Raw genomic sequence first — 21,071 nt, forward strand, 5'->3', positions numbered from 1 at the left:
GTCACCGGGAGGCCGCCCCCGGTGCGGCGACGCCCTCGCGGCGGGCGGCGGGGACCGCGCCCTCGTCGGCGGTGACCACGGGGTGCCAGCCCTCCCTCTCCAGCACGTCGACCAGCGCCCGCACCATCACCGGGTCGAACTGTGAGCCGGCGCACCGCTCCAGCTCCGCGAGGGCCACGGGGACGGGCCGCGCCCGCGAGTACGTACGTGTGGAGGTCATGGCGTCGAAGGCGTCGGCGACCGCCACCACGCGCGCGAACTCGGGGATCTGCGATCCGGCGAGCCCGTAGGGGTATCCGCTGCCGTCGAGCCGCTCGTGGTGGTGGAGGATCGCGGCGCGCGCCTCCCCGAGGAACCCGATCCCGCGCACGATCTCGTGCCCGTACTCGGGATGGAGCTGGATGATCTCCCGCTCCTCGGGGGTGAGGGGCCCGTCCTTGCGCAGCAGCCGGGTCGGGACGCCGAGCTTGCCCACGTCGTGCAGGATCCCGGCGAAGCGCAGGATCTCCACGCGCTCGTCGGCCATCCCCAGCTGCCGGGCGATCATCATGGACGCCTGTCCGACGCGCTCGCTGTGCCCGCGCGTGTAGCCGTCCTTGATGTCGACGGCCTGGACGAGCGCCCGGATGGTGGCCTGGTGGGCGGCGCGCTCGCGCTGGTACTGGGCGAAGACCCAGCAGGAGATGTACATCGGCAGCAGGACGAGCAGCGCGGCCACGGCCCCGTACGGGCTGGCCCACAGGACGGCCATCACCAGGCCGGCGAGCCCGTGGACGCCGACCGGGGCGAGGGAGCGCAGGAGGAGTCCGCGCCAGGCGGTGCGCGCGGGCACCCGTTCGGCGAGGGCGAGGATGCCGCCGTCGAGCACGGTCAGGACGGCGCAGAAGACGAGGACGGCGGCGGCAGCGGGCTCGAGGGTGTCGGCGAGACGTCCCTGCGCGACGGCGTCCGGCCCGCCGAGCGCCTCGAAGACCCGGGCGGCCGCCCAGATGCCGAGCACGAGCTGCGCGCCGCGCCACAGCTTCCGCAGGGCGACGGGCCGCTGGTCGACGCGGGCGAGGCAAGCCCCGGGCACGACGACGAGCGCGGCGGCGGACGCGGGCAGGAGAAACGCTCCTGCGAGGAGTACGGGAAAGAAGGTCCCCATGCCCTTGGGGGCCCGGCGCCCGATGAACCGGCACCGCCCGACCTGCTCACCCCCGGCGTAGACACCCGCGAGCACCGCGACGACACCCCAAGCGGTGTCGTCGTCGAGAAGGGCGGACGCGACGCACACGAGGGCGCCACCGCCCGCCAGCAGGACGAACACACGGGCCCCCGGCGGTACCGACCGCATGCCCAACCCCTCCCCGTGACAACAGATTCAGGGAGGATAGGACGCGCGCGGACCCACCCGGGCAGCTCAGAGCCGGGTAACTACACGTTCGAGTGAATGCTGTGGCGCAGCAAGCGAACTCCCGCACAATGCGCGGGAGTTCGAACCTCAGCCGAGCGCCGTGCCCTCGTCGGACGAGGCGGGCTGCCCGGAGCGGATGAGGTCGATGCGCCCCATGACCTTGGCCCGCAGGTCGGCGGGGACGTCGTCATGCCCGCAGCACCGCTTGACCAGCTTTTTCACGGCCTGCTCCAGACCGTACTTCTCCAGGCACGGGGAGCACTCCTCGAAGTGCACCTCGAACTTGGTGCAGTCGGAGTCCGGCATCTCTCGGTCAAGAAACTCATAGAGATGGTCGAGGACCTCACTGCAGTCCGTCTCGTGCGGCTCTCCGCAGCTCATGAGCCCGAGCCTTTCGCTTCGTTCGACTCTCCGGCGCCGGCCGGGACGAGCCCGCGGTCGCGGGCGTAGTCCTCGAGCATGCCGCGCAACTGGCGACGCCCCCTGTGCAGCCGGGACATCACCGTACCGATGGGTGTTCCCATGATGTCCGCGATCTCCTTGTACGCAAAGCCCTCTACGTCCGCGAGATAGACCGCGATGCGGAATTCCTCGGGGATCGCCTGGAGGGCCCGCTTCACATCGGAGTCGGGCAGGTGATCGAGGGCCTGCGACTCGGCGGAGCGCAGACCGGTGGACATGTGCGACTCGGCGCGCGCGAGCTGCCAGTCCTCGATCTCCTCGGCAGCGCTGCGCTGGGGCTCACGCTGCTTCTTGCGGTACGAGTTGATGAAGGTGTTCGTCAGGATCCGGTACAGCCACGCCTTGAGATTCGTCCCCTCACGGAACTGGTGGAAGGACGCGTACGCCTTGGCATACGTCTCCTGCACCAGGTCCTCGGCGTCCGCCGGATTGCGCGTCATGCGCAGCGCGGCCGAATACATCTGGTCGAGGAACTCCAGAGCGTCCCGCTCGAAGCGAGCGCTGCGCTCGGCGTCGCTCTCCGCGGGCTCCGGGCGCTCGTCCGCCTGGCCGTGCTCGGTCCCTGCGTCGGTCCCTGTGACCGGACCCACCTCCTCCGAAGACTTCGCGAGACCCGGGAAGGCCCCGCCCGAATCGGAGGATAGACGACGATCCGGTCCGCCCGCCGCCCGAATGGGAGCGGTCTTGGCCGCACTCAGCACGCTCCACTCCAGCTCAGGAGCGGTGGCGCGGCCCGGGCAGATGGTCGAACCCATGCGGCGGACTTCCTCTCGTACACGATGTCACCGACGCCTGCGACAACACGCGCCCCGCCCGGGACATTCCCGCGCCTACAGAAGCGACCGCACCCAGGCGACCACACCGTCGGTGAGGACGCCCATCGTCTCCTCCTCAGTGACCCCGGCGCGCTTGGGAACGGCGAACCCATGATCCCCGTACGGAACTTCCACGAGCCGGTACCCGCCGCCCGCCGGGAACTCCTCGGGCCTGCCGAACGGATCGTTGCCGCCCTGGACGACCAGCGTGGGCACCCCGGCCCCGAGCAACTCGTCGGCCCGGGACTTCTCCGGCTTGCCGGGCGGATGCAGCGGAAAGCTCAGCGCGAGCACGGCGGCGGCCCCCAGCTCCCCGGCGGTCCGGCAGGCGACCCGGGCCCCGGCGCTCCGCCCTCCGGCGATCACCGGAAGCCCCTCCCCCGCGAGGGCGGGCCAGAGATCACGCCATCCGGCGTCCAGGGTCTTCGGGGCAGGAGCGAGCTTCTTCCCGGCGACCCGCCAGGGCTGCTCGACAAGGGCGACGCTCACACCGTGCCGAGGCAACACGCGGGCAAGGGCTTGCAGATCCCGGGCCTCGATCCCACCCCCCGCCCCATGACTGACGGCAAGCACAAAAACAGCCGCCTCGCCCTCGTACCAGGTGACACGAGCATCACCCACACCAGTGGGAAGAATCTCCGTACGATGATCCACACCCCCCATGGTGACTCAGAACCCCCACCGGCCCGCACACGCATCTCGACGCGAGGGGACGTGTCGGGGTGCCCCCGCAGGACACCGCGGGAACGCAGCGCGGGACGACGCGCCTATGGCGGTCAGAGGGCGACGGGACCGATCCGGCCGAGGAGGTACGCCGGCGCGGCCCCGCCCACGGACGAAGGAGGCGTCAGAACAGCGTGCCTTCCTCGGGCCCGTCGATCTCTTTGACCAGTTCGGCGCCGTTGTTCCGCACATTGCTGACCGCGGTGGACACGGGGTAGGCCCGCATGAGCCCTCCCGGCGGAGGCGCGAGCAGCGCCCGCGCACTCTCCACGTCACTCAGCCCCGGATCCAGCCAGGCATCCCACCGATCGGGCGTGAGCATCAACGGCATCCGCGGATGAATATCGGCAAGGGACCGAGGCCCGCCCTCGGGCGCGACCCCGAGCGGAGCGCTCTCCGCCTCAGTGGTGATCACCGAGCACGTGACCCACCACGCCAGCGGATGATCATCGGCCAGCGTCCGGTCCCGCCAGAACTCGTACAGCCCGGCCATGGCGAACACGGACCCGTCGGCGGGCGTCACGAAGTACGGCTGCTTGCGCGGACGCTTCCGCTTCCCCTCGACCTCCAGCTCCCGCTCGCGCTCCCCGGTGACCCACTCGTAATACCCGTCGGCGGGAAGAACGCAGCGCCGCGCGGCGAAGGCCCGCCGGTACGACGGCTTCTCGTGCACCGTCTCGGCCCGCGCGTTGATCATCCGGGCCGCCCCCTCGGGCGTCTTGGCCCAGGACGGCACGAGCCCCCACCGCAGTTTGCGCAACTGGCGAACCGGACGCGGATCGTCGGCGTCTTTCACGGGACGGTCGAGAACGGCGTACACCTCTTTGGTGGGCGCCACGTTGTAGTCGGGCTCGTACCCCTCCTCCGGCTCCCACTTCTCGATCTCGAAGATCGCTGCGAGATCCTCGGGCCCACGACTCGACGCATACCGTCCGCACATACGTGCCACAGTGCCAGAGCGCGAAGCGCAACCGCCAGAAGTCACCGAACGGGAGCCGGACCCTCGATGGACACCACTCTCTGGGACCGCCTCACCGGCACCCAGCCCGACCCCGACCAGTGGGTGGTCATAGCCACCGGCGTCATCGCCCTGGCCGCCGTGAGCCCCCACACGCTCTGGCGCCTGACCCGCAACGCCATCACCATCGCCCACGAGGGCGGCCACGGCCTCGTCGCGCTCCTCATGGGCCGCAGGCTGGACGGCATCCGCCTCCACTCGGACACCAGCGGCCTCACGGTGAGCCGCGGCAAGCCGACGGGCCTGGGCATGATCCTCACCGCGGCGGCCGGCTACACGGCGCCGCCCCTCCTGGGCCTGGGCGGCGCGGCCCTTCTGGCGACGGGCCACATCACCCTCCTCCTCTGGCTGGCGACGGCCCTGCTCCTCGCGATGCTGGTGATGATCAGAAACGCGTACGGCGCCCTGACGGTCGTCCTGACCGGCGGCGCCTTCCTCCTGGTCTCCTGGCTGACCGGCCCCCAGGTCCAGGCGGCCTTCGCCTACGCGGCGGTCTGGTTCCTGCTCCTGGGCGGCGTCCGCCCCGCGTTCGAACTCCAGGGCAAGCGCCGCAGGGGCGGCGCGGGCGACTCCGACGCGGATCAGCTCTCCCGCCTCACGCACGTCCCCGCGGGAATGTGGCTCTTTTTCTTCCACGCCGTCGCACTGTGCTCCCTGCTCGGCGGGGGTCGCTGGCTGCTCGGCCTCTGAACAGGTGCCTGGCCCCGCGCCCACTAAAGTGGGGGCATGACCACGCACCCCGCGCCCACCGCCCTCTGGCCCGCCCCCGTCGCGAGCGGCGCCGTCGACGCGACCGTCGCGGTGCCGGGGTCCAAGTCCGTCACCAACCGTGCCCTGGTCCTGGCCGCGCTCGCCGCCGAGCCGGGCTGGCTGCGCCGCCCGCTGCGCTCGCGCGACACCCTGCTGATGGCGGGCGCGCTGCGCGAGATGGGCGTGGGCATCGAGGAGGGCGTGGGCCCGGACGGTTCGGGCGAGGCGTGGCGCGTCATCCCTTCGGGCCTGCACGGCCCGGCCACGGTCGACGTGGGCAACGCGGGCACGGTCATGCGCTTCCTGCCGCCGGTCGCGGCGCTCGCCGACGGGCCGATCCGGTTCGACGGCGACCCCCGTGCGTACGAGCGTCCGCTGCACGGCGTGATCGACGCGCTGCGCACGCTCGGCGCCCGCATCGACGACGACAACCGGGGCGCGCTCCCCCTGACGGTGCACGGCGGCGGGGCGCTGGACGGCGGCCCGGTGGAGATCGACGCGTCGTCGTCCTCCCAGTTCGTCTCCGCGCTGCTGCTGTCCGCGCCGCGCTTCAACCAGGGCGTGGAGGTCCGCCACACCGGCCCGACGCTCCCCTCGATGCCGCACATCCGGATGACGGTCGACATGCTGCGGGCGGTCGGCGCGCAGGTCGACACCCCGGAGTCCGGCGGCGAGCCGAATGTCTGGCGGGTCACGCCGGGCGCCCTGCTCGGCCGGGACATCGTCATCGAGCCGGACCTCTCCAACGCCCAGCCGTTCCTGGCGGCGGCCCTGGTCACGGGCGGCCGGGTGACGATCCCCGACTGGCCGCACCACACCACGCAGCCGGGCGACGCGCTGCGCGAGATCTTCACGCGAATGGGCGGTTCCTGCGAACTGACCGAGCAGGGCCTGACCTTCACGGGTTCCGGCACGGTCCACGGCATCGACGTGGACCTCGGCGAGGTCGGCGAGCTGACGCCGGGCATCGCGGCGGTCGCGGCGCTGGCGGACGGCCCCTCCACGCTCAGCGGCGTCGCGCATCTGCGCCTGCACGAGACGGACCGCCTGGCCGCGCTCACCAAGGAGATCAACGAGCTGGGCGGTGACGTCACCGAGACGGCCGACGGCCTGCACATCCGCCCGCGCCGACTGCACGGCGGGATCTTCCACACGTACGACGACCACCGCATGGCGACGGCGGGCGCGATCATCGGCCTGGCCGTGGACGGCGTGCAGATCGAGAACGTGGGGACGACGGCGAAGACGCTGCCGGACTTCCCCGACATGTGGACCGAGATGCTCGGCGCGTCCGGGGAGTCCGGGGCGTCCGGGACGGTCAGGCCGTAGGGAACACAGAGCAATGCGCCGCTACGGCAAGCACACCGACGAGGACGACATCCGCCAGCGCCCCAACCGCAAGGGGAACAGGCCGCGGACGAACATCAGGCCCAAGCACGAGGACGCGGCGGAGGGCATGGTCCTCACCGTCGACCGGGGACGGCTCACCGTGCTCATCGACGACCGCCCCGTCCACGCGATGAAGGCCCGCGAACTGGGCCGCAAGGCGGCGGTCGTCGGCGACCAGGTGGCCGTCGTCGGCGACCTGTCCGGCAAGAAGGACACGCTCGCCCGCATCGTCCGCATCGAGCCGCGCACCTCGGTCCTGCGCCGTACGGCGGACGACGACGACCCGTACGAGCGCGTCGTCGTCGCCAACGCCGACCAGCTCGCCATCGTCACCGCGCTCGCCGACCCCGAGCCGCGCCCGCGCATGATCGACCGCTGCCTCGTCGCGGCGTACGACGGCGGGCTCACTCCGCTCCTCGTCCTGACCAAGTCGGACCTGGCCCCGCCGGACAAGCTCCTGGAGCTGTACGGGGACCTGGACATCCCCTACGTGGTGACCAGCCGCGCGGAGCTGGAGGACGGCACGGCGGTGGCGCGGGTGCGCGAGCAGCTCGACGGCAAGATCACCGCGTTCGTCGGCCACTCCGGCGTCGGCAAGACGACGCTGGTGAACGCCCTGGTGGCGCAGGACCAGCGCCGTACGACGGGCCATGTCAACGCAGTCACCGGGCGCGGGCGGCACACCACCACCTCCGCGCGGGCGCTGCCGCTGCCGGGCGAGGCAGGCTGGGTGGTCGACACCCCGGGCGTACGCTCGTTCGGCCTGCACCACGTGGATCCGTCCCGGGTCATCCACGCCTTCCCCGATCTGGAGCCCGGCACGGAGAACTGCCCGCGCGCGTGCAGCCACGACGAGCCGGACTGCGCCCTGGACGCCTGGGTGGCGGAGGGCCACGCGGACCCGGCCCGCCTGTACTCACTGCGCCGTCTGCTCGCCACGCGCGAGCGGCGCGAGGGCGACTGACCTCTGTCTTGTTTGCTGCCGCCGGGCATGGGTGAAGGCATAATCACACCAAGCCGGACGCAAGATCGAGACCGTACGTGATCAGCGGATCAGTGGAACGCGGGAGGCACATCACATGGCGTGGCTGCTGGTCATCGTCGCGGGGTTCCTGGAGACCGGGTTCGCCGTCTGTCTGAAGCTCTCGCACGGCTTCACCCGGCTGTGGCCGACGATCGCCTTCGCCTCGTTCGCGCTCGGCAGCTTCGGCCTGCTCACGCTGTCCCTGAAGAAGCTCGACGTGGGTCCGGCGTACGCGGTGTGGACGGGGATCGGCGCGGCGGGCACCGCGATCTACGGAATGATCTTCCTGGGCGACGTGGTCTCCACACTCAAGATCATCTCGATCAGTCTGGTGATCGCGGGCGTGATCGGCCTGCAGCTGTCGGGCTCGGCACACTGATCGTCCGGTCCGTCAGGCGTGCGCCCGCCCCTGCCGGATCGTCTCGCGCACAAGGCGCCCCACACCGCCCTCCCCCGGCGGCACCATCACGCACGACAAGGCGAGCCGCACCGCCAGTTCGCAGTCGCGCGCGAGCGCCTCGCCCTCCGTCTTGGCGGCGCCCGCCGAGCCGAGCGCGGCGAGCGTCCGGTCCCGTACGGAGGCGAGGAGGTCGGCGGGGGCGGGCAGCGGCCCGTCCGCGCGGCGCTGGGCGGGCACGGCCGAGGAGGACGGCACCGCGGAGAGCGTCGGCGCGGGCAGCCGTTCGCTCCAGCAGCCGGTGAGCGCGGCGCGCACCAGCGGATTGCGGCGGGCGCTCGCCACCGTCCACTCGGCGACCGTGTCGAGGCCGCCCTCCTTCAGGGCCCGGTCGACACCCGCGAGGTAGGCGTCGGCCTCGCGCCGCACGAGGGCGCGGGCGAGCCCCTCCTTGGAGCCGAACTCGTTGTAGAGCGTCTGCCGGGAGACCCCGGCGACCGCCGCCACGTCCACCATGCGCACCCCGGACCAGGGGCGCCGCGCGAGCGCCGTGTAGGCCGCGTCCAATAGGGATTCCCGTGCTGCAGGCATCGTCGCCTCCCCGGGCCGCCGTCTCCGACACGGCGTGTTCCGCCAGAGTTGACGGGCCCGACCGCCCTGTCAATACCGCGTACGCGCACCCGTACGCGCCCTCGCATGCGCCCCTGCCGCGCCCCCCACGCGCGGGAGGCCGTGTGGCTCTCGGGCGACCACGATCGATACTGTGCAGCCATGCCCGACTACCACGATGATCTGCGCCTCGCCCACGTCCTCGCGGACGCCGCCGACGCCGCGACGATGGACCGGTTCAAGGCCCTCGACCTGAAGGTGGAGACCAAGCCGGACATGACGCCGGTCAGCGAGGCCGACAAGTCGGCCGAGGAGCTGATCCGGGGCCACCTCCAGCGCGCCAGGCCGCGGGACGCGATCCTCGGCGAGGAGTACGGCGTCGAGGGCACCGGGCCGCGCCGCTGGGTCGTCGACCCGATCGACGGCACCAAGAACTACGTACGCGGCGTCCCCGTGTGGGCGACGCTCATCTCCCTGATGGAGGCGGGCGAGGGCGGCTACCAGCCGGTCGTCGGTGTGGTGTCGGCGCCCGCGCTCGGGCGGCGCTGGTGGGCGGCGAAGGGCGCGGGCGCGTACACCGGCCGCAGCCTGACCTCCGCCACCCGGCTGCGCGTGTCGAAGGTGGGCCGGATGGCCGACGCCTCCTTCGCGTACTCCTCGCTGACGGGCTGGGAGGAGCAGGGCCGGCTGCCCGGGTTCCTGGACCTGACGCGGACGGTGTGGCGCACGCGCGGGTACGGCGACTTCTGGCCCTACATGATGGTGGCCGAGGGCTCGGTCGACCTGTGCGCGGAGCCCGAGCTGTCGCTGTGGGACATGGCGGCGCCCGCGATCGTGGTGACGGAGGCGGGCGGCTCGTTCACCGGTCTCGACGGGCGCCCGGGCCCGCACAGCGGCAACGCGGCGGCGTCGAACGGCCTGCTGCACGATGAGATGCTGAGCTACCTGGGCGGGCGCTGACCGCGCCCCTCAACTCGCTTCGCGCGCCCTCTTGTTGACGCTCCCTTTGCCTGCGACTCTGAGAGTCCCCCCACTTGTGAACTTGTGAACCGCTTCTCGTACCCGGTCCCGGCCGGGGCGGCGCGGTCCCACAGGTGCCTCCCAAGGAAGGTGGCTCCATCCATGCTCGTCCGCGACGCCATGAGCACGATGGTCCTCACCATCGGCCCCAACCACACCCTGCGCCAGGCGGCCCGGCTGATGTCGGCGCGCCGCGTCGGCGCGGCCGTCGTCCTGGACCCCGACGGCTCCGGCATCGGCATCCTGACCGAGCGCGACATCCTCAACTCACTCGCCCTGGACCAGGAGCCGGACCGCGAGACGGCCGGCACCCACACCACCACCGACGTCGTCTTCGCCACCCCGGCGTGGACCCTGGAGCAGGCGGCGGACGCGATGACCCACGGCGGCTTCCGCCACCTCATCGTCCTCGACCGCGGCGAGCCCGCCGGCATCGTCTCGGTCCGTGACCTCACCCGCTGCTGGACCCAGGAGAGGCACAAGGCACCGACGCTGGCCGTCTAGCAGGCCAAGGGCCGGCTCCCCTCGGGGAACCGGCCCTTGTCTCTCTTACGTGGTGTTGCTCTTACGAGGTCGGGTCAGACCAGGTCGAACCGGTCGAGGTCCATGACCTTGCTCCACGCCTTGACGAAGTCCTTGACGAACTTCTCCCTGGCGTCGTCGCTCGCGTAGACCTCGGCCACCGCGCGCAGCTCGGAGTTGGAGCCGAAGACCAGGTCGGCACGGGTGCCGGTCCACTTGACGGCACCGGTGGCGTCGCGGCCCTCGAACTCGTCCTGCGCCGGGGACGTGGACTTCCACGTCGTGCTCATGTCGAGCAGGTTGACGAAGAAGTCGTTGGTCAGGGCGCCCGGCCGCTCGGTGAGCACGCCGTGCTTCGAGCCGCCGGTGTTGGCGCCGAGGACCCGCAGACCGCCGACGAGGACGGTCATCTCGGGGGCGCTCAGCGTCAGCAGGTTCGCCTTGTCGAGCAGCAGGTACTCGGCGGGCAGCCGGTTGCCCTTGCCGACGTAGTTGCGGAAGCCGTCGGCGGCGGGCTCGAGCGCGGCGAACGACTCGACGTCCGTCTGCTCCTGCGAGGCGTCCACGCGGCCCGGCGAGAACGGCACCTCGATGTCGAAGCCGCCGTCCTTGGCCGCCTTCTCGACGGCCGCGGAGCCCGCGAGCACGATCAGGTCGGCGAGGGAGACCTGACGGCCGCCCTTGGCGTTGAAGGACTCCTGGACGCCTTCGAGCGTACGCAGGACCTGCGCCAGGTCGTCCGGGTTGTTGACCTCCCAGCCGCGCTGCGGCTCCAGGCGGATGCGGGCGCCGTTGGCGCCGCCGCGCTTGTCGCTGCCGCGGAAGGAGGAGGCGGCGGCCCAGGCGGCGGAGACGAGCTGCGCGACCGTCAGGTCCGTGGCGAGGACCTGCTCCTTGAGGGCGGCGACGTCGGCGGCGTCGATGACCTCACCGGTGCGCGCGGGCAGCGGGTCCTGCCAGAGCAGCTCCTCGGAGGGCACCTCGGGGCCGAGGTAGCGGACGACCGGGCCCATGTCGCGGTGGGTCAGCTTGAACCAGGCGCGGGCGAAGGCGTCCGCGAACTCCTGGGGGTTCTCGTGGAAGCGGCGCGAGATCGGCTCGTAGATCGGGTCGAAGCGCAGCGCGAGGTCGGTCGTCAGCATGGTGGGACGCTGCTTCTTCGAGGCGTCGTGCGCGTGCGGGACGGTCGCCTCGGCGTCCTTCGCGACCCACTGGTTGGCGCCCGCGGGGCTCTGGGTCAGCTCCCACTCGAAGCCGAAGAGGTTGTCGAAGAACTCGTTGTCCCACGTGGTCGGGGTGCTGGTCCAGGTCACCTCCAGACCGCTGGTGATGGCGTCGCCGCCCTTGCCGGTGCCGTGGCTGTTGGCCCAGCCGAGGCCCTGGGCCTCGATCGGGGCGGCCTCGGGGTCGGGGCCGACGGCGTCCGCGGGACCGGCGCCGTGCGTCTTGCCGAAGGTGTGGCCACCGGCGATGAGGGCGACGGTCTCCTCGTCGTTCATCGCCATGCGGCGGAACGTCTCACGGATGTCGCGGGCGGCGGCGATCGGGTCCGGGTTGCCGTTGGGGCCCTCGGGGTTCACGTAGATGAGGCCCATCTGGACCGCGCCGAGCGGGTTCTCCAGCTCGCGGTCGCCGGTGTAGCGCTCGTCGCCGAGCCAGGTGGTCTCGGGGCCCCAGTAGACGTCCTCCTCGGACTCCCACACGTCGGCGCGGCCGCCGGCGAAGCCGAAGGTCTTCAGGCCCATCGTCTCCAGGGCCACGTTGCCGGTGAGGATCAGCAGGTCGGCCCAGGAGATCGACTGGCCGTACTTCTGCTTGACGGGCCACAGCAGACGGCGGGCCTTGTCCAGGTTGCCGTTGTCGGGCCAGCTGTTGAGCGGCGCGAACCGCTGCTGACCGGCGCCCGCGCCACCGCGGCCGTCGCTGATCCGGTACGTGCCGGCGCTGTGCCAGGCCATGCGGATCATGAGCGGGCCGTAGTTGCCGAAGTCGGCGGGCCACCAGTCCTGCGACGTCGTGAGGACCTCGGCGATGTCGCGCTTGACCGCCTGGAGGTCCAGGGCGTTGAACGCCGCCGCGTAGTCGAAGTCCGCGCCGAGGGGGTTCGCCACCTCGGGGTTCTTGGCGAGGATCTTCAGATTGAGGCGCTCCGGCCACCACTGGGTGTTGCCGCCGCCCTGGGTCGGGTGCTTGGCGCGGCCGTGTGCGACCGGGCAGCCACCCGTCTCCTCCGTCTTCGCGTCCGTGACGATTGCTTCATGGTTCTCGGTCATGCGAACCCTTCCGGGGAGTGTCCTGTCGCTTGGCCTCAGCCGCTGAAGATCCTAGTATGGACAGGGTCTAAGTCAAGGAAAGTTCCAAAGTCACATCCGATCGGGATCTTGTCCCCTTGCTGTTAGGCTGGTTGTCATGAGTGACCTCCTGGAACGACTGCGCGAGCGCGGCTGGCGCATGACCGCGCAGCGACGTGTCGTGGCCGAGGTCCTCGAAGGAGAGCACGTCCATCTGACCGCGGACGAGGTGCACGCCCGCGCGGTCGCGAAGCTCCCCGAGATCTCCCGGGCCACGGTCTACAACACGCTGGGCGAGATGGTGTCCCTCGGTGAGGTCATCGAGGTGGCCACCGACAAGCGGGCGAAGCGGTACGACCCGAACGCGCACCGCCCGCACCAGCACCTCGTCTGCGCCCAGTGCGGCCAGATCCGCGACGTGCACCCGACGGGCAACCCTCTGGCGGCTCTCCCCGACTCGGAGCGCTTCGGCTTCACGATCTCGGACGTCGAGGTCACGTACCGGGGCGTCTGCCCGAACTGCGCGTCCTAGGGACTACGGAACGCAAGAAGGCCCGCATCTTCTGATGCGGGCCTTCTTGCGTGCCGCCACCCGTGCGCGCCGGAAAACGACTCAGGGCCGGAATCCTGGGATTCCGGCCCTGAGACCTTGAGTAGCGGGGACAGGATTTGAACCTGCGACCTCTGGGTTATGAGCCCAGCGAGCTACCGAGCTGCTCCACCCCGCGTCGGTGAACACAACTCTACGGGACGGTTCCGACCAGCGCAAATCCGTTCCGCGCTCCCTTGTACGAACCCGGGCCCGCCCTACGCCGACAGCTCCTGGCGCAGTGCGTCCCGCAGCCGCCCGGCCCGCTCGGCGACCTCCGCCGGGCCCAGCTCCACCGCCCGGGACGCCCACTTCTGCCCCTCCACGAGGTCGCCGCGGCGGGCGCGCAGCAGGGCGAGCCGGAGCGCGGCCCGGCCGTGCCCGGCGTCGGCGGCCCGGGTCCACCACAGGGCGGCCTCGGGCTCGCTGCCCTCGCGGGCGAGGAGCAGGCCGAGGTTGAACGCGCCGTTGCGCGAGCCCGCCTCCGCGGCCTTGCGGTACCAGCGGGCGGCCTCGACCACGTCACCGCGCACGGCGGCGAGCATGCCGACCCGGACCTGGGCGCGCCGGTGCCCGTGCTCGGCGGCCCGCTCGTACCACTCCTCGCACTCGCTCTTCTCGGTGACCGGCTCGCCCAGCTCGTGCCGGGGCGCGGGCGGGCGGCGCACGTCGAGCAGCTGGGCGAGGCGGTACGCCGCCTCGGGGCTGCCGCCGCCCGCCGCGCACCGCAGGTGCCGCTCGGCGCTCTGCTCGTCGCCCTCGCGCAGGCGCGCGATGCCGGCCTGGAGCGCGGCCTCGGTGTGGCCGCCCGCGGCGGCGCGCTCGTACCACCGCAGGGCCTGCTGGGCGGCGTCCGGCTCGTCGCGGCTCGCGTACAGGATGCCGAGGTTGAAGGCGGCGTCGACGCTGCCCGCCTCGGCGGCCTTGGAGAACCAGGGCTCGGCGCCGACCGCGTCCCCGTTCTGCAGGAGCAGCACGGCCAGCGCGTTGGCCGCCTCGCGGTGGCCCGCGTAGGCGGCCCGCCGGTACCAGCTCTCGGCCTGGGCGGTGCGCTTCTGCTCGGCGCAGAGCAGGCCGAGGTTGTAGGCGCCGTTGTTGTCGCCCGCGTCCATGGCGGCCCGGTACCAGCGCTCGGCGGTCTGGGTCTCGCCGCGCTGGGCGTGCAGGGCGCCGAGCGCGTTCGCCGCGTTGCCGTCGCCGTCCTGGGCGGCGCGCAGCCACCACACGGCGGCGCTCTCCTCGTCCCCGGCGTCGCGCAGCAGGAAGGCGAGGGCGCACGCGGCGCGCGGCTCGCCGTCCTTGGCGGACGTCAGGTACCAGCGGCCGGCCTCCTTCAGCTCGCCGCGCTTCTCCAGGATCGAGCCGAGGTGGAGGGCGGCGCGGCGGTGCCCCTTGGCGGCAGCCTGCCGGTACCACTGCTCGGCCTCGGCGGCGGGCTGCTTGTTCTCGTCGGTGACCAGGACGTCCTCGGGGCCGAGCCGGGCGGCCTGGCGGTCCAGGGCGCGGGCGAGCCGGTACGCGGCCTCGCGGTGCCCGCGCTGGGCGGCGACCCGCATCCAGCGCTCGGCGCCGACGTCGCTGCGGTGCTCCAGGAGGTCGGCGAGGGCGTAGGCGCCGAGGGTGTGGCCCTGCTCGGCGGACTGGCGCAGCCAGTACTCGGCGGCGGGCTCGTCGCCGCGCTCGCGGAAGTGGCGGCCGAGCGCGTGCGCGGCGGCGGCCGAACCGGCGACGGCGGCGACCCGCCACCATCCCGCGGCCTCGTCGGCGTAGCCGCGCTGGTGGAGCAGGACGCCCAGGTTGTTGGCGGCGGCGCGGTCGCCCTCGGCGGTGGCGGCGCGCAGCAGGGGCTCGGCTCCGTCGAGATCACCGCGGCGCAGCAGCATGGCGCCGAGGACGCTCATCGCCTCGACGTCGCCGGCCTCGGCGGCCAGCCGCTGGCGTGCTTCTTCTGCCGCCTCGCCCGGTTCGTCCCGGTCGGAAGGCTGCACAAACCGCCCTGTATCCAACAGAGTTGCCTTGTCCCCCATAACGTCCATCGTCGCACCACCTGCAACCTGGGTACACCTGGTATACCGCAGCCATTGAGGTCACTTCAGCGTTTTGTCGACATGCCCACAGGGCGACAAGTGAAACACAAATCCCCGAACTGCCCCCGGGTGGAGCAGTGTTCGTACTGTCTTGATACAGACTTCGCACATGCCGGTGGCGCGTGACGCCCGGGGCCCCGACGCACCGAAGGCCCGGAAGCTGATGCTTCCGAGCCTTCGATCATCAGTAGCGGGGACAGGATTTGAACCTGCGACCTCTGGGTTATGAGCCCAGCGAGCTACCGAGCTGCTCCACCCCGCGCCGTTGTGTCCAAACCGTACCACGGCGCGGGGATGGTCATGGAATCAGCCGCTGTCCCCGTTCTTCCCCGCGTCCTTGTCGCCGCTGGCCTTGGCTTCCTTGTCGGCCTGGGTCTGCGCCTTGTCGGCACGCTGCAGGGCCTCCTGGAGCTTGTCCTGGGCCTCGCCGTACGCGGCCCAGTCGTTCTCCTTGAGCGCCTTCTGGCCGTCCTCGAAGGCCTTCTCGGCGTCGTCGAGGGCTTCCTTGACGGTGGAGTTCGCCGGTGGCTTCGTCGTGTCCCCACCGGGCTTCTCCGGCTCCGCGGGCTGCGCCCCGTCGACTTCGAACGCCTGGTTGAGCGCCTCCGACAGGGAGTCGGCGAAGCCCATCCGGTCCCCGTAGGAGACGGCGACCTTGCGCATCAGCGGGTACTCGGCATTACGGCCCTGGGCGTAGATCGGCTCCACATAGAGGAAGCCCTTGTCGAGCGGCACCGTCAGCAGATTGCCGTACAGGACCGTCGAGTCGGCGCCCTTCATGTCGCGCACCCAGTTCGCCACGGGGTTCGAGGAGTTGAGCTTGTTCTGCACCTGCTCGGGTCCGTAGACCTTGTCCTCGGTGACTCTCAGGAGCCTTATGGTCCCGTAGTCCTTGCTCGTGGCGTCGGCGTCGACCGCCATGAACGCCCGCAGGTTCGGCCGCCCGCTCGGCGTGAACGTCGTCGTCAGCGAGAACTGCTGGCTGGTCTGGCCCGGCATCTTCATGGACAGGTAGTACGGCGGGACCGCGCTGTTGTCCTTCTTGGTCGGGTCGTTCGGGACCTGCCAGGCGTCCGACGCGTTGTAGAACTGCGCCGGGTTCGTCACGTGGTACAGGCTGAGCAGCTCGCGCTGGACCTTGAACATGTCCTGCGGGTAGCGCAGGTGCTCCTTGAGATCCGCCGGGATGGCGCTCTTCGGCTCGACCGTGCCCGGGAACGCCTTCTTCCACGTCTTCAGGACCGGGTCGTCGCTGTCCCAGGTGTAGAGCTTGACCTCGCCCGTGTACGCGTCGACGGTCGCCTTCACCGAGTTGCGGATGTAGTTGACCTGGTTCTGCTGGGCCACCACCGCGCGCTGGTTGTCCCCCTCGTTGAGGGAGTCGGCGGTCGTGTCGCCCAGCGTCGTCCGGGACGCGTAGGGGTAGCCGTTCGACGTCGTGTAGGCGTCGACCACCCACTTGATCTTCCCGTCGACGACGGTCGGATAGGCGTCGCCGTCGATGGTCAGCCACGGCGCGACGGCCTCGACGCGCTCCTTGGGCGTGCGGTTGTACAGGATGCGCGAACCGTCTCCGATGGCGCCCGAGTACAGGATCTGCGGTTCGCTGAAGGCCACCGCGTACGCGGCGCGGTTGACCGGGTTCGAGAGGTTGACGCCGCTCTTGCCCTTGTAGCTCGTGGTCTTCTGCGTGCCGTCGTCCTGCTCGTAGTCCAGCTCCTTCTGCGGCCCGCCGACGATCGAGTACTGCGTCGTCTTCTCGCCGTAGTAGATGCGCTGGTTGTAGTCGCCCAGGTCACCGCCGGTCGGCAGACCCGACTCGGTGAACTGGGGGGCACCCTGGGCCGTCGACGTGCCCTTCGCGGTCACGGCGCCGTAGCCGTGCGTGTACACGAAGTGGTCGTTGATCCAGTTGCGCTTGTCGAGCTTGCCGAGGTTCAGCTCGCGCAGGCCGACGACCGTGTCCACGCCGTCGTACCGGTCCACGTCCAGGGTGGTCGGGAACTGGTAGTACTTCCGCTGCTGCTCGAGCTGCTGGAAGGTGGGCGACACGATGTTCGGGTCGTTCAGGCGGTAGCTGGCCGCGGAGTCGGAGTCCGTGCGCTGCTTCTTGGTGTCGTCCCCGCTCTTGCCGCTGTAGTCGACCGGGTCCGCCTTGTCGATCCCGTACGCCTTGCGGGTCGCCTCGATGTTCTTCTCGATGTACGGGGCTTCCTTGGACTGCTCGTTCGGCTGGACCTGGAACTTCTGGACGATGGCCGGGTACAGGCCGCCGATCAGGATCGCCGAGAGCACCATCAGGCCGAAGCCGATGACCGGGAGCTGCCAGGTGCGGCGCCACAAGGTCGCGAAGAAGAGCACCGCGCAGATGACGGCGATGCAGAACAGGATCGTCTTCGCCGGCAGGTACGCGTTCGCGTCGACGTAGCGCAGGCCCGTCCAGTTGTCCGTCGCCTTGAAGTCACTCGACTTCACGGTGAGCCCGTACCGGTCCAGCCAGTACGCGACGGCCTTGAGGGCGACGAAGATGCCGAGCAGGACGGAGAGGTGCCCCGTCGCGGCCGCGGTGGCGCGCGCGCCCGGGCTGGTGACGCGGAGCCCGCCGTACAGGTAGTGCGTCAGCGCGGCGGCGACCAGGCCGATGACGGTGGCCGCGAAGCCGAAGCCGAGCAGGAAGCGGTACCAGGGCAGGTCGAAGGCGTAGAAGGAGACGTCCAGGTGGAACTGGGGGTCCTTCTGGTGGAACGGCACCCCGTTCACGAACATCAGCCATGTGCGCCACTGGCCCGCGGCCGACGCGCCCGCGATCAGGCCCACCAGGGCCGTGATGCCGAGCAGCAGCCACTTCTTGAAGGGCGCGATGCCCATCCGGTAGCGGTCGAGGTTCTGCTGCTCCATCGACATGGCGCTCAGCGGCGGGCGCAACCGGTGCGCCAGCCAGATGTTCACGCCGACGGCGAGCGCCATGAGCAGACCGAAGACGAAGAAGAGTCCGATCTTCGTCCACAGCGTCGTCGTGAAGACGGACGAGTAGTTGACCGATCGGTACCAGAGCCAGTCCGTCCAGAAACCGGCGAACATGACGAAGGCCATGCCCAGCACGGCCAGGACGCCCAGCGTCAGCAGCAGCGTCCGGGCCCGCCGTGACGGGCGGCCCACTCTGATCCGCGGCCCCGTCGGGCCTCCGCCGCGGTCCGGCATCTGGAAAGCCAAGGTGCGCACCTCGAAGTTGAGTAATCGATCGGCCGGGTCCCCGAGATCGAGAACCCATCACCTATGCAACTTACTCACGCTTTACTCAGTTCCCGGTTCGGGGGAGGAACGAGGCAGGATTGTGACCATGTCCAACACTCCCATGGCAGCGAGCCCCCTCACCCGGGCCGTACTCGAGATCGACGAGTACGCCTCCGGCCTCGGCTGGGACCAGCCCGCTCGCCTCTTCGCCCTTGTCGACACCGCCGCCCTGCGCGCCCAGGAACCCGCTCTCGCCTCCCAGCTCGGCCTGGACGGCGAACAGGAGAGCACCGGCTACACCCCCATCGAGCAGGACGAGATCCCCGCGGGCAAGGCGCTGGACGAGTTCCTGGGCACCATCGCCTGGCCGGACGCCGTCGTGGGCTGCGCCCTGACGGTGGAGCGCCTCATGCTGCCGCCGTCGGCGGAGGCGAGCGTCCCGGAGGGCCTGAGCGAGAAGAAGCTGACGGCCTGGGTCGCCGCGCACCCGGACCGCCAGGAGGTCCGCATGACGGTCGGCGTGCTGCGCGACGGCTCCCGTGAATCGGCGCTGCGGCTGCGCGAGAAGGACTCCGCGACCGAGGTCCTCACCGGCTCCCAGCTGGTGCCGGGGCTCGCGGAGGCGCTGTCGGCGACGTTCGCCGAATGAGGCCCGGGGGCGTGCCGGAGACCCCGGCGCGCCCCTTCGCGCGACTCCCGCCGTCTCCCGGCCGGCTCTCGGTCAACTCTTGGCCGTGCACTTCGGCAGGGCCGCGGTGTTCCCGCTGCGGATGTCCTTGAGGGCGTCCATGGCGTCGTCGAGGGTGTTCACCTTGACGAGCGTGAGGCCGTCCGGGACGTCCTTCGCGGCGGTCGCGCAGTTGTCCTTCGGCGTCAGGAAGTACTGCGCGCCCTTCTGCCGGGCGCCGACGGTCTTCATGCCGATGCCCCCGATGGGGCCGACCTTGCCGTCGTCGTCGATGGTGCCGGTCCCCGCCACGAACTTGCCGCCGGTCAGATCGGTCGGCGTGAGCTTGTCGACGATGCCGAGGGAGAACATCAGGCCCGCGCTGGGCCCGCCCACGTCGGCCAGCTTGATGTCGATCCGGAACGGGAACGTGTGGTCGGTCCCGGCCTGGATGCCGACGATGGCGCGGTCGTCCTCGGCCTTGGCCGTCTTGATGGTGACGTTCTCCGTGCGGGTCGCCTCCTTGCCCTCCTTCTCGGCGGCGGCGGCCTCCTTGGCGGGCACGACGGTGAAGACGACGTTCTCGCCCGCCTTGTGCTTGGTGACCAGCTTCGCGACGTCGGCGGGCTTGGTGACCCTGGTGCCGTCGACCGCCTTGACGACGTCACCGGCGTGCAGCCTGCCCTGCGCGGGACTGTCCTTGACGACCGTCGAGACGATCACCCAGGACTTCACGGGGATCTTCAGCTCGTTCAGGGCGGCGACCTTGGCGCTCTCCTGGGACTGGCTGAACTCCTCCGCGTTCTCCTGCGAGGACTGCTCCTCGGTCTGGCCGTCCGGGTAGAGCGTGTCGTGCGGGACGACGATGTTGTCGTGCGCCAGCCAGCCGTAGACGGCGGAGACGAGGTTCATGTTGAAGTCGGCGCTGGTGACACGGACCGTCGTCATGTTCAGATGGCCGCTGGCCTCGTACGTCTTGCGCCCGGAGATCTGGATGACCGGCTCGCCCTCGTGGTCCCCGAGGGTGTTCACCGTCGGACCCGGCGACATCTCCGCGTAGGGCACTTTGATGAGCACTCCCGCGCAGAGCAGCGCGATCAACAGCAGGGTCGAGGCGAGCATCGTCGCGGTGCGGCGTGGCATGGAACGACAGTACGGGACGTGCCTGTCGGCGCACCTGTGGGGCCGGACCGCACGGGGGCCGACGCCTCGTCAGGCCCCGGAGTCCGACCGCTCCATGGCGGCGGTGCCCTCCAGGGCGTCGCGCCTCTCCATCGCCTCACGGAAGCGCGCATAGCCGTGCAGCTCGCTGTGGTCACCGGTCTGCGTACGGTGCCGGCCCGCCCAGGAGCCCCACAGACCGGCGCCTACCGCGGCGATGAGCGGAATGAGCAGCCACAGGAGCGCCCCCATGCCGACCTCCCGATCCCGTGTGCGACCGCAATTGACTGATCAGCAGACTAACCGCCCTCCGTGTCCACCGTCACAGCGGGGGTGCCGTTTCGCAACCGGAACCACACGGGAAGCACAACGCGCTCAGCAGGCCCCGACCCACTCCTCCGTCCCGTCGGAGAACGTCTGGTGCTTCCAGATGGGGACTTCGTGCTTCAGGTCGTCGATGAGCCTGCGGCACGCCTCGAAGGCCTCGCCGCGGTGCGGGCACGAGACGGCGACCACGACGGCCAGGTCGCCCACGGCCAGGTCGCCGATGCGGTGGACGGCCGCGAGGGCGCGCACGGGGTACTCGGCGACGACCTTCTCCGCGACGCGCCGCAGCTCGGCCTCGGCCGTCGGGTGGCAGGAGTAGCCGAGCCGGTCCACGTCGGCCCCGCCGTCGTGGTTGCGCACCGTCCCCACGAAGAGCGCGGTGCCGCCCGCCGCGTCGTCCCCCACGGCCCGGAAGACCTCGTCGAGGGAGAGGGGCGTCTCACGGATGGCGAGCAGCGTGATCGGGTCCTGTGCCGCCTGCTCACCTGGGTGGTCGTGCTGGGTGGGTGCCATGCGTTCATCGTGCCGTACGCCGCCGACAACCGTGAATAGCGCTTTCGCCCGGCACGCGCGCGTGGCGGCTTGGAGCC

At 70.9% G+C, this 21,071-nt stretch carries 20 protein-coding genes and 2 tRNA genes; 8 read left to right on the plus strand and 14 right to left on the minus strand.

What is annotated here, in order from left to right; translation table 11 throughout:
- Position 1 precedes the first annotated feature (1 nt).
- The 5 genes from ABZ877_RS04840 to ABZ877_RS04860 form a co-directional block, all read right to left on the minus strand.
- Positions 2 to 1,336: an HD-GYP domain-containing protein gene (locus ABZ877_RS04840; RefSeq protein ID WP_361064353.1), complete on the minus strand. Its 1,335-nt coding sequence runs from the start codon at positions 1,334 to 1,336 to the stop codon at positions 2 to 4.
- Positions 1,337 to 1,483: 147 nt separating this feature from the next.
- Positions 1,484 to 1,777, minus strand: a complete 294-nt coding sequence (gene rsrA, locus ABZ877_RS04845; RefSeq protein WP_361064356.1) for a mycothiol system anti-sigma-R factor — start codon at positions 1,775 to 1,777, stop codon at positions 1,484 to 1,486.
- Positions 1,774 to 2,448, minus strand: coding sequence for an RNA polymerase sigma factor SigR (sigR, locus tag ABZ877_RS04850; protein ID WP_361064360.1), 675 nt, complete (start codon positions 2,446 to 2,448; stop codon positions 1,774 to 1,776). Before sigR ends, rsrA begins: the two co-directional genes overlap by 4 nt.
- Before the next feature lie 240 nt (positions 2,449 to 2,688).
- Complete coding sequence (locus tag ABZ877_RS04855; protein WP_361064363.1) at positions 2,689 to 3,336, minus strand: alpha/beta family hydrolase; 648 nt, start codon at positions 3,334 to 3,336, stop codon at positions 2,689 to 2,691.
- Positions 3,337 to 3,520: 184 nt separating this feature from the next.
- Positions 3,521 to 4,336, minus strand: coding sequence for an SOS response-associated peptidase (locus tag ABZ877_RS04860; protein ID WP_361064367.1), 816 nt, complete (start codon positions 4,334 to 4,336; stop codon positions 3,521 to 3,523).
- A 66-nt stretch (positions 4,337 to 4,402) separates the two neighbouring features.
- Between ABZ877_RS04860 and ABZ877_RS04865 the strand changes: the two genes are divergently transcribed.
- From ABZ877_RS04865 to ABZ877_RS04880, 4 genes are all read left to right on the plus strand, one after another.
- A complete protein-coding gene (locus ABZ877_RS04865) occupies positions 4,403 to 5,104 on the plus strand; it encodes a M50 family metallopeptidase (protein WP_361064370.1) in 702 nt (233 codons plus the stop codon).
- Positions 5,105 to 5,140: 36 nt separating this feature from the next.
- Positions 5,141 to 6,493: a 3-phosphoshikimate 1-carboxyvinyltransferase gene (aroA, locus tag ABZ877_RS04870; protein WP_361064373.1), complete on the plus strand. Its 1,353-nt coding sequence runs from the start codon at positions 5,141 to 5,143 to the stop codon at positions 6,491 to 6,493.
- 13 nt (positions 6,494 to 6,506) lie between these two features.
- Positions 6,507 to 7,517 (plus strand): ribosome small subunit-dependent GTPase A, encoded by a 1,011-nt coding sequence (rsgA, locus tag ABZ877_RS04875; RefSeq protein ID WP_361064376.1) that lies wholly within the window; start codon positions 6,507 to 6,509, stop codon positions 7,515 to 7,517.
- A 115-nt stretch (positions 7,518 to 7,632) separates the two neighbouring features.
- Positions 7,633 to 7,956: a multidrug efflux SMR transporter gene (locus ABZ877_RS04880; RefSeq protein WP_361064379.1), complete on the plus strand. Its 324-nt coding sequence runs from the start codon at positions 7,633 to 7,635 to the stop codon at positions 7,954 to 7,956.
- A gap of 12 nt (positions 7,957 to 7,968) precedes the next feature.
- Here the strand turns inward: ABZ877_RS04880 and ABZ877_RS04885 are convergent, their stop codons facing one another.
- Positions 7,969 to 8,565: a TetR/AcrR family transcriptional regulator gene (locus ABZ877_RS04885; RefSeq protein WP_361064382.1), complete on the minus strand. Its 597-nt coding sequence runs from the start codon at positions 8,563 to 8,565 to the stop codon at positions 7,969 to 7,971.
- Positions 8,566 to 8,745: 180 nt separating this feature from the next.
- Between ABZ877_RS04885 and hisN the strand changes: the two genes are divergently transcribed.
- Both hisN and ABZ877_RS04895 read left to right on the plus strand, forming a co-directional pair.
- Positions 8,746 to 9,543, plus strand: coding sequence for a histidinol-phosphatase (hisN, locus tag ABZ877_RS04890; protein ID WP_361064385.1), 798 nt, complete (start codon positions 8,746 to 8,748; stop codon positions 9,541 to 9,543).
- Between the two features lie 162 nt (positions 9,544 to 9,705).
- Positions 9,706 to 10,107, plus strand: coding sequence for a CBS domain-containing protein (locus tag ABZ877_RS04895; protein WP_361064388.1), 402 nt, complete (start codon positions 9,706 to 9,708; stop codon positions 10,105 to 10,107).
- Between the two features lie 74 nt (positions 10,108 to 10,181).
- On the opposite strand, the gene katG is transcribed toward ABZ877_RS04895, so the two are convergent.
- Entirely contained in the window at positions 10,182 to 12,398 is a 2,217-nt protein-coding gene (gene katG / locus ABZ877_RS04900) for a catalase/peroxidase HPI (protein WP_361064391.1), read from the minus strand.
- A gap of 136 nt (positions 12,399 to 12,534) precedes the next feature.
- Here katG and ABZ877_RS04905 point away from each other — a divergent pair, with 136 nt between their 5' ends.
- Entirely contained in the window at positions 12,535 to 12,948 is a 414-nt protein-coding gene (locus ABZ877_RS04905; RefSeq protein WP_361064394.1) for a Fur family transcriptional regulator, read from the plus strand.
- A 122-nt stretch (positions 12,949 to 13,070) separates the two neighbouring features.
- Here the strand turns inward: ABZ877_RS04905 and ABZ877_RS04910 are convergent.
- The 4 genes from ABZ877_RS04910 to ABZ877_RS04925 form a co-directional block, all read right to left on the minus strand.
- A tRNA-Met gene (locus ABZ877_RS04910) sits at positions 13,071 to 13,144 on the minus strand.
- A 79-nt stretch (positions 13,145 to 13,223) separates the two neighbouring features.
- Entirely contained in the window at positions 13,224 to 15,041 is a 1,818-nt protein-coding gene (locus tag ABZ877_RS04915) for a tetratricopeptide repeat protein (RefSeq protein WP_361064397.1), read from the minus strand.
- Positions 15,042 to 15,280: 239 nt separating this feature from the next.
- A tRNA-Met gene (locus tag ABZ877_RS04920) sits at positions 15,281 to 15,354 on the minus strand.
- A gap of 44 nt (positions 15,355 to 15,398) precedes the next feature.
- A complete protein-coding gene (locus tag ABZ877_RS04925; protein WP_361064767.1) occupies positions 15,399 to 18,293 on the minus strand; it encodes a UPF0182 family protein in 2,895 nt (964 codons plus the stop codon).
- 133 nt (positions 18,294 to 18,426) lie between these two features.
- Here ABZ877_RS04925 and ABZ877_RS04930 point away from each other — a divergent pair, with 133 nt between their 5' ends.
- Positions 18,427 to 18,975, plus strand: coding sequence for a PPA1309 family protein (locus ABZ877_RS04930; RefSeq protein ID WP_361064400.1), 549 nt, complete (start codon positions 18,427 to 18,429; stop codon positions 18,973 to 18,975).
- Between the two features lie 72 nt (positions 18,976 to 19,047).
- Here ABZ877_RS04930 and ABZ877_RS04935 read toward each other — a convergent pair whose 3' ends face one another.
- The 3 genes from ABZ877_RS04935 to ABZ877_RS04945 form a co-directional block, all read right to left on the minus strand.
- Entirely contained in the window at positions 19,048 to 20,136 is a 1,089-nt protein-coding gene (locus ABZ877_RS04935; protein WP_361064403.1) for a PDZ domain-containing protein, read from the minus strand.
- Positions 20,137 to 20,205: 69 nt separating this feature from the next.
- Positions 20,206 to 20,406 (minus strand): hypothetical protein, encoded by a 201-nt coding sequence (locus tag ABZ877_RS04940; protein WP_361064407.1) that lies wholly within the window; start codon positions 20,404 to 20,406, stop codon positions 20,206 to 20,208.
- Positions 20,407 to 20,529: 123 nt separating this feature from the next.
- Positions 20,530 to 20,994: a molybdenum cofactor biosynthesis protein MoaE gene (locus ABZ877_RS04945; RefSeq protein WP_361064410.1), complete on the minus strand. Its 465-nt coding sequence runs from the start codon at positions 20,992 to 20,994 to the stop codon at positions 20,530 to 20,532.
- Positions 20,995 to 21,071 lie beyond the last annotated feature (77 nt).

It is taken from the genome of Streptomyces sp. NPDC046939 (assembly GCF_040644575.1).
Classification (GTDB): domain Bacteria; phylum Actinomycetota; class Actinomycetes; order Streptomycetales; family Streptomycetaceae; genus Streptomyces.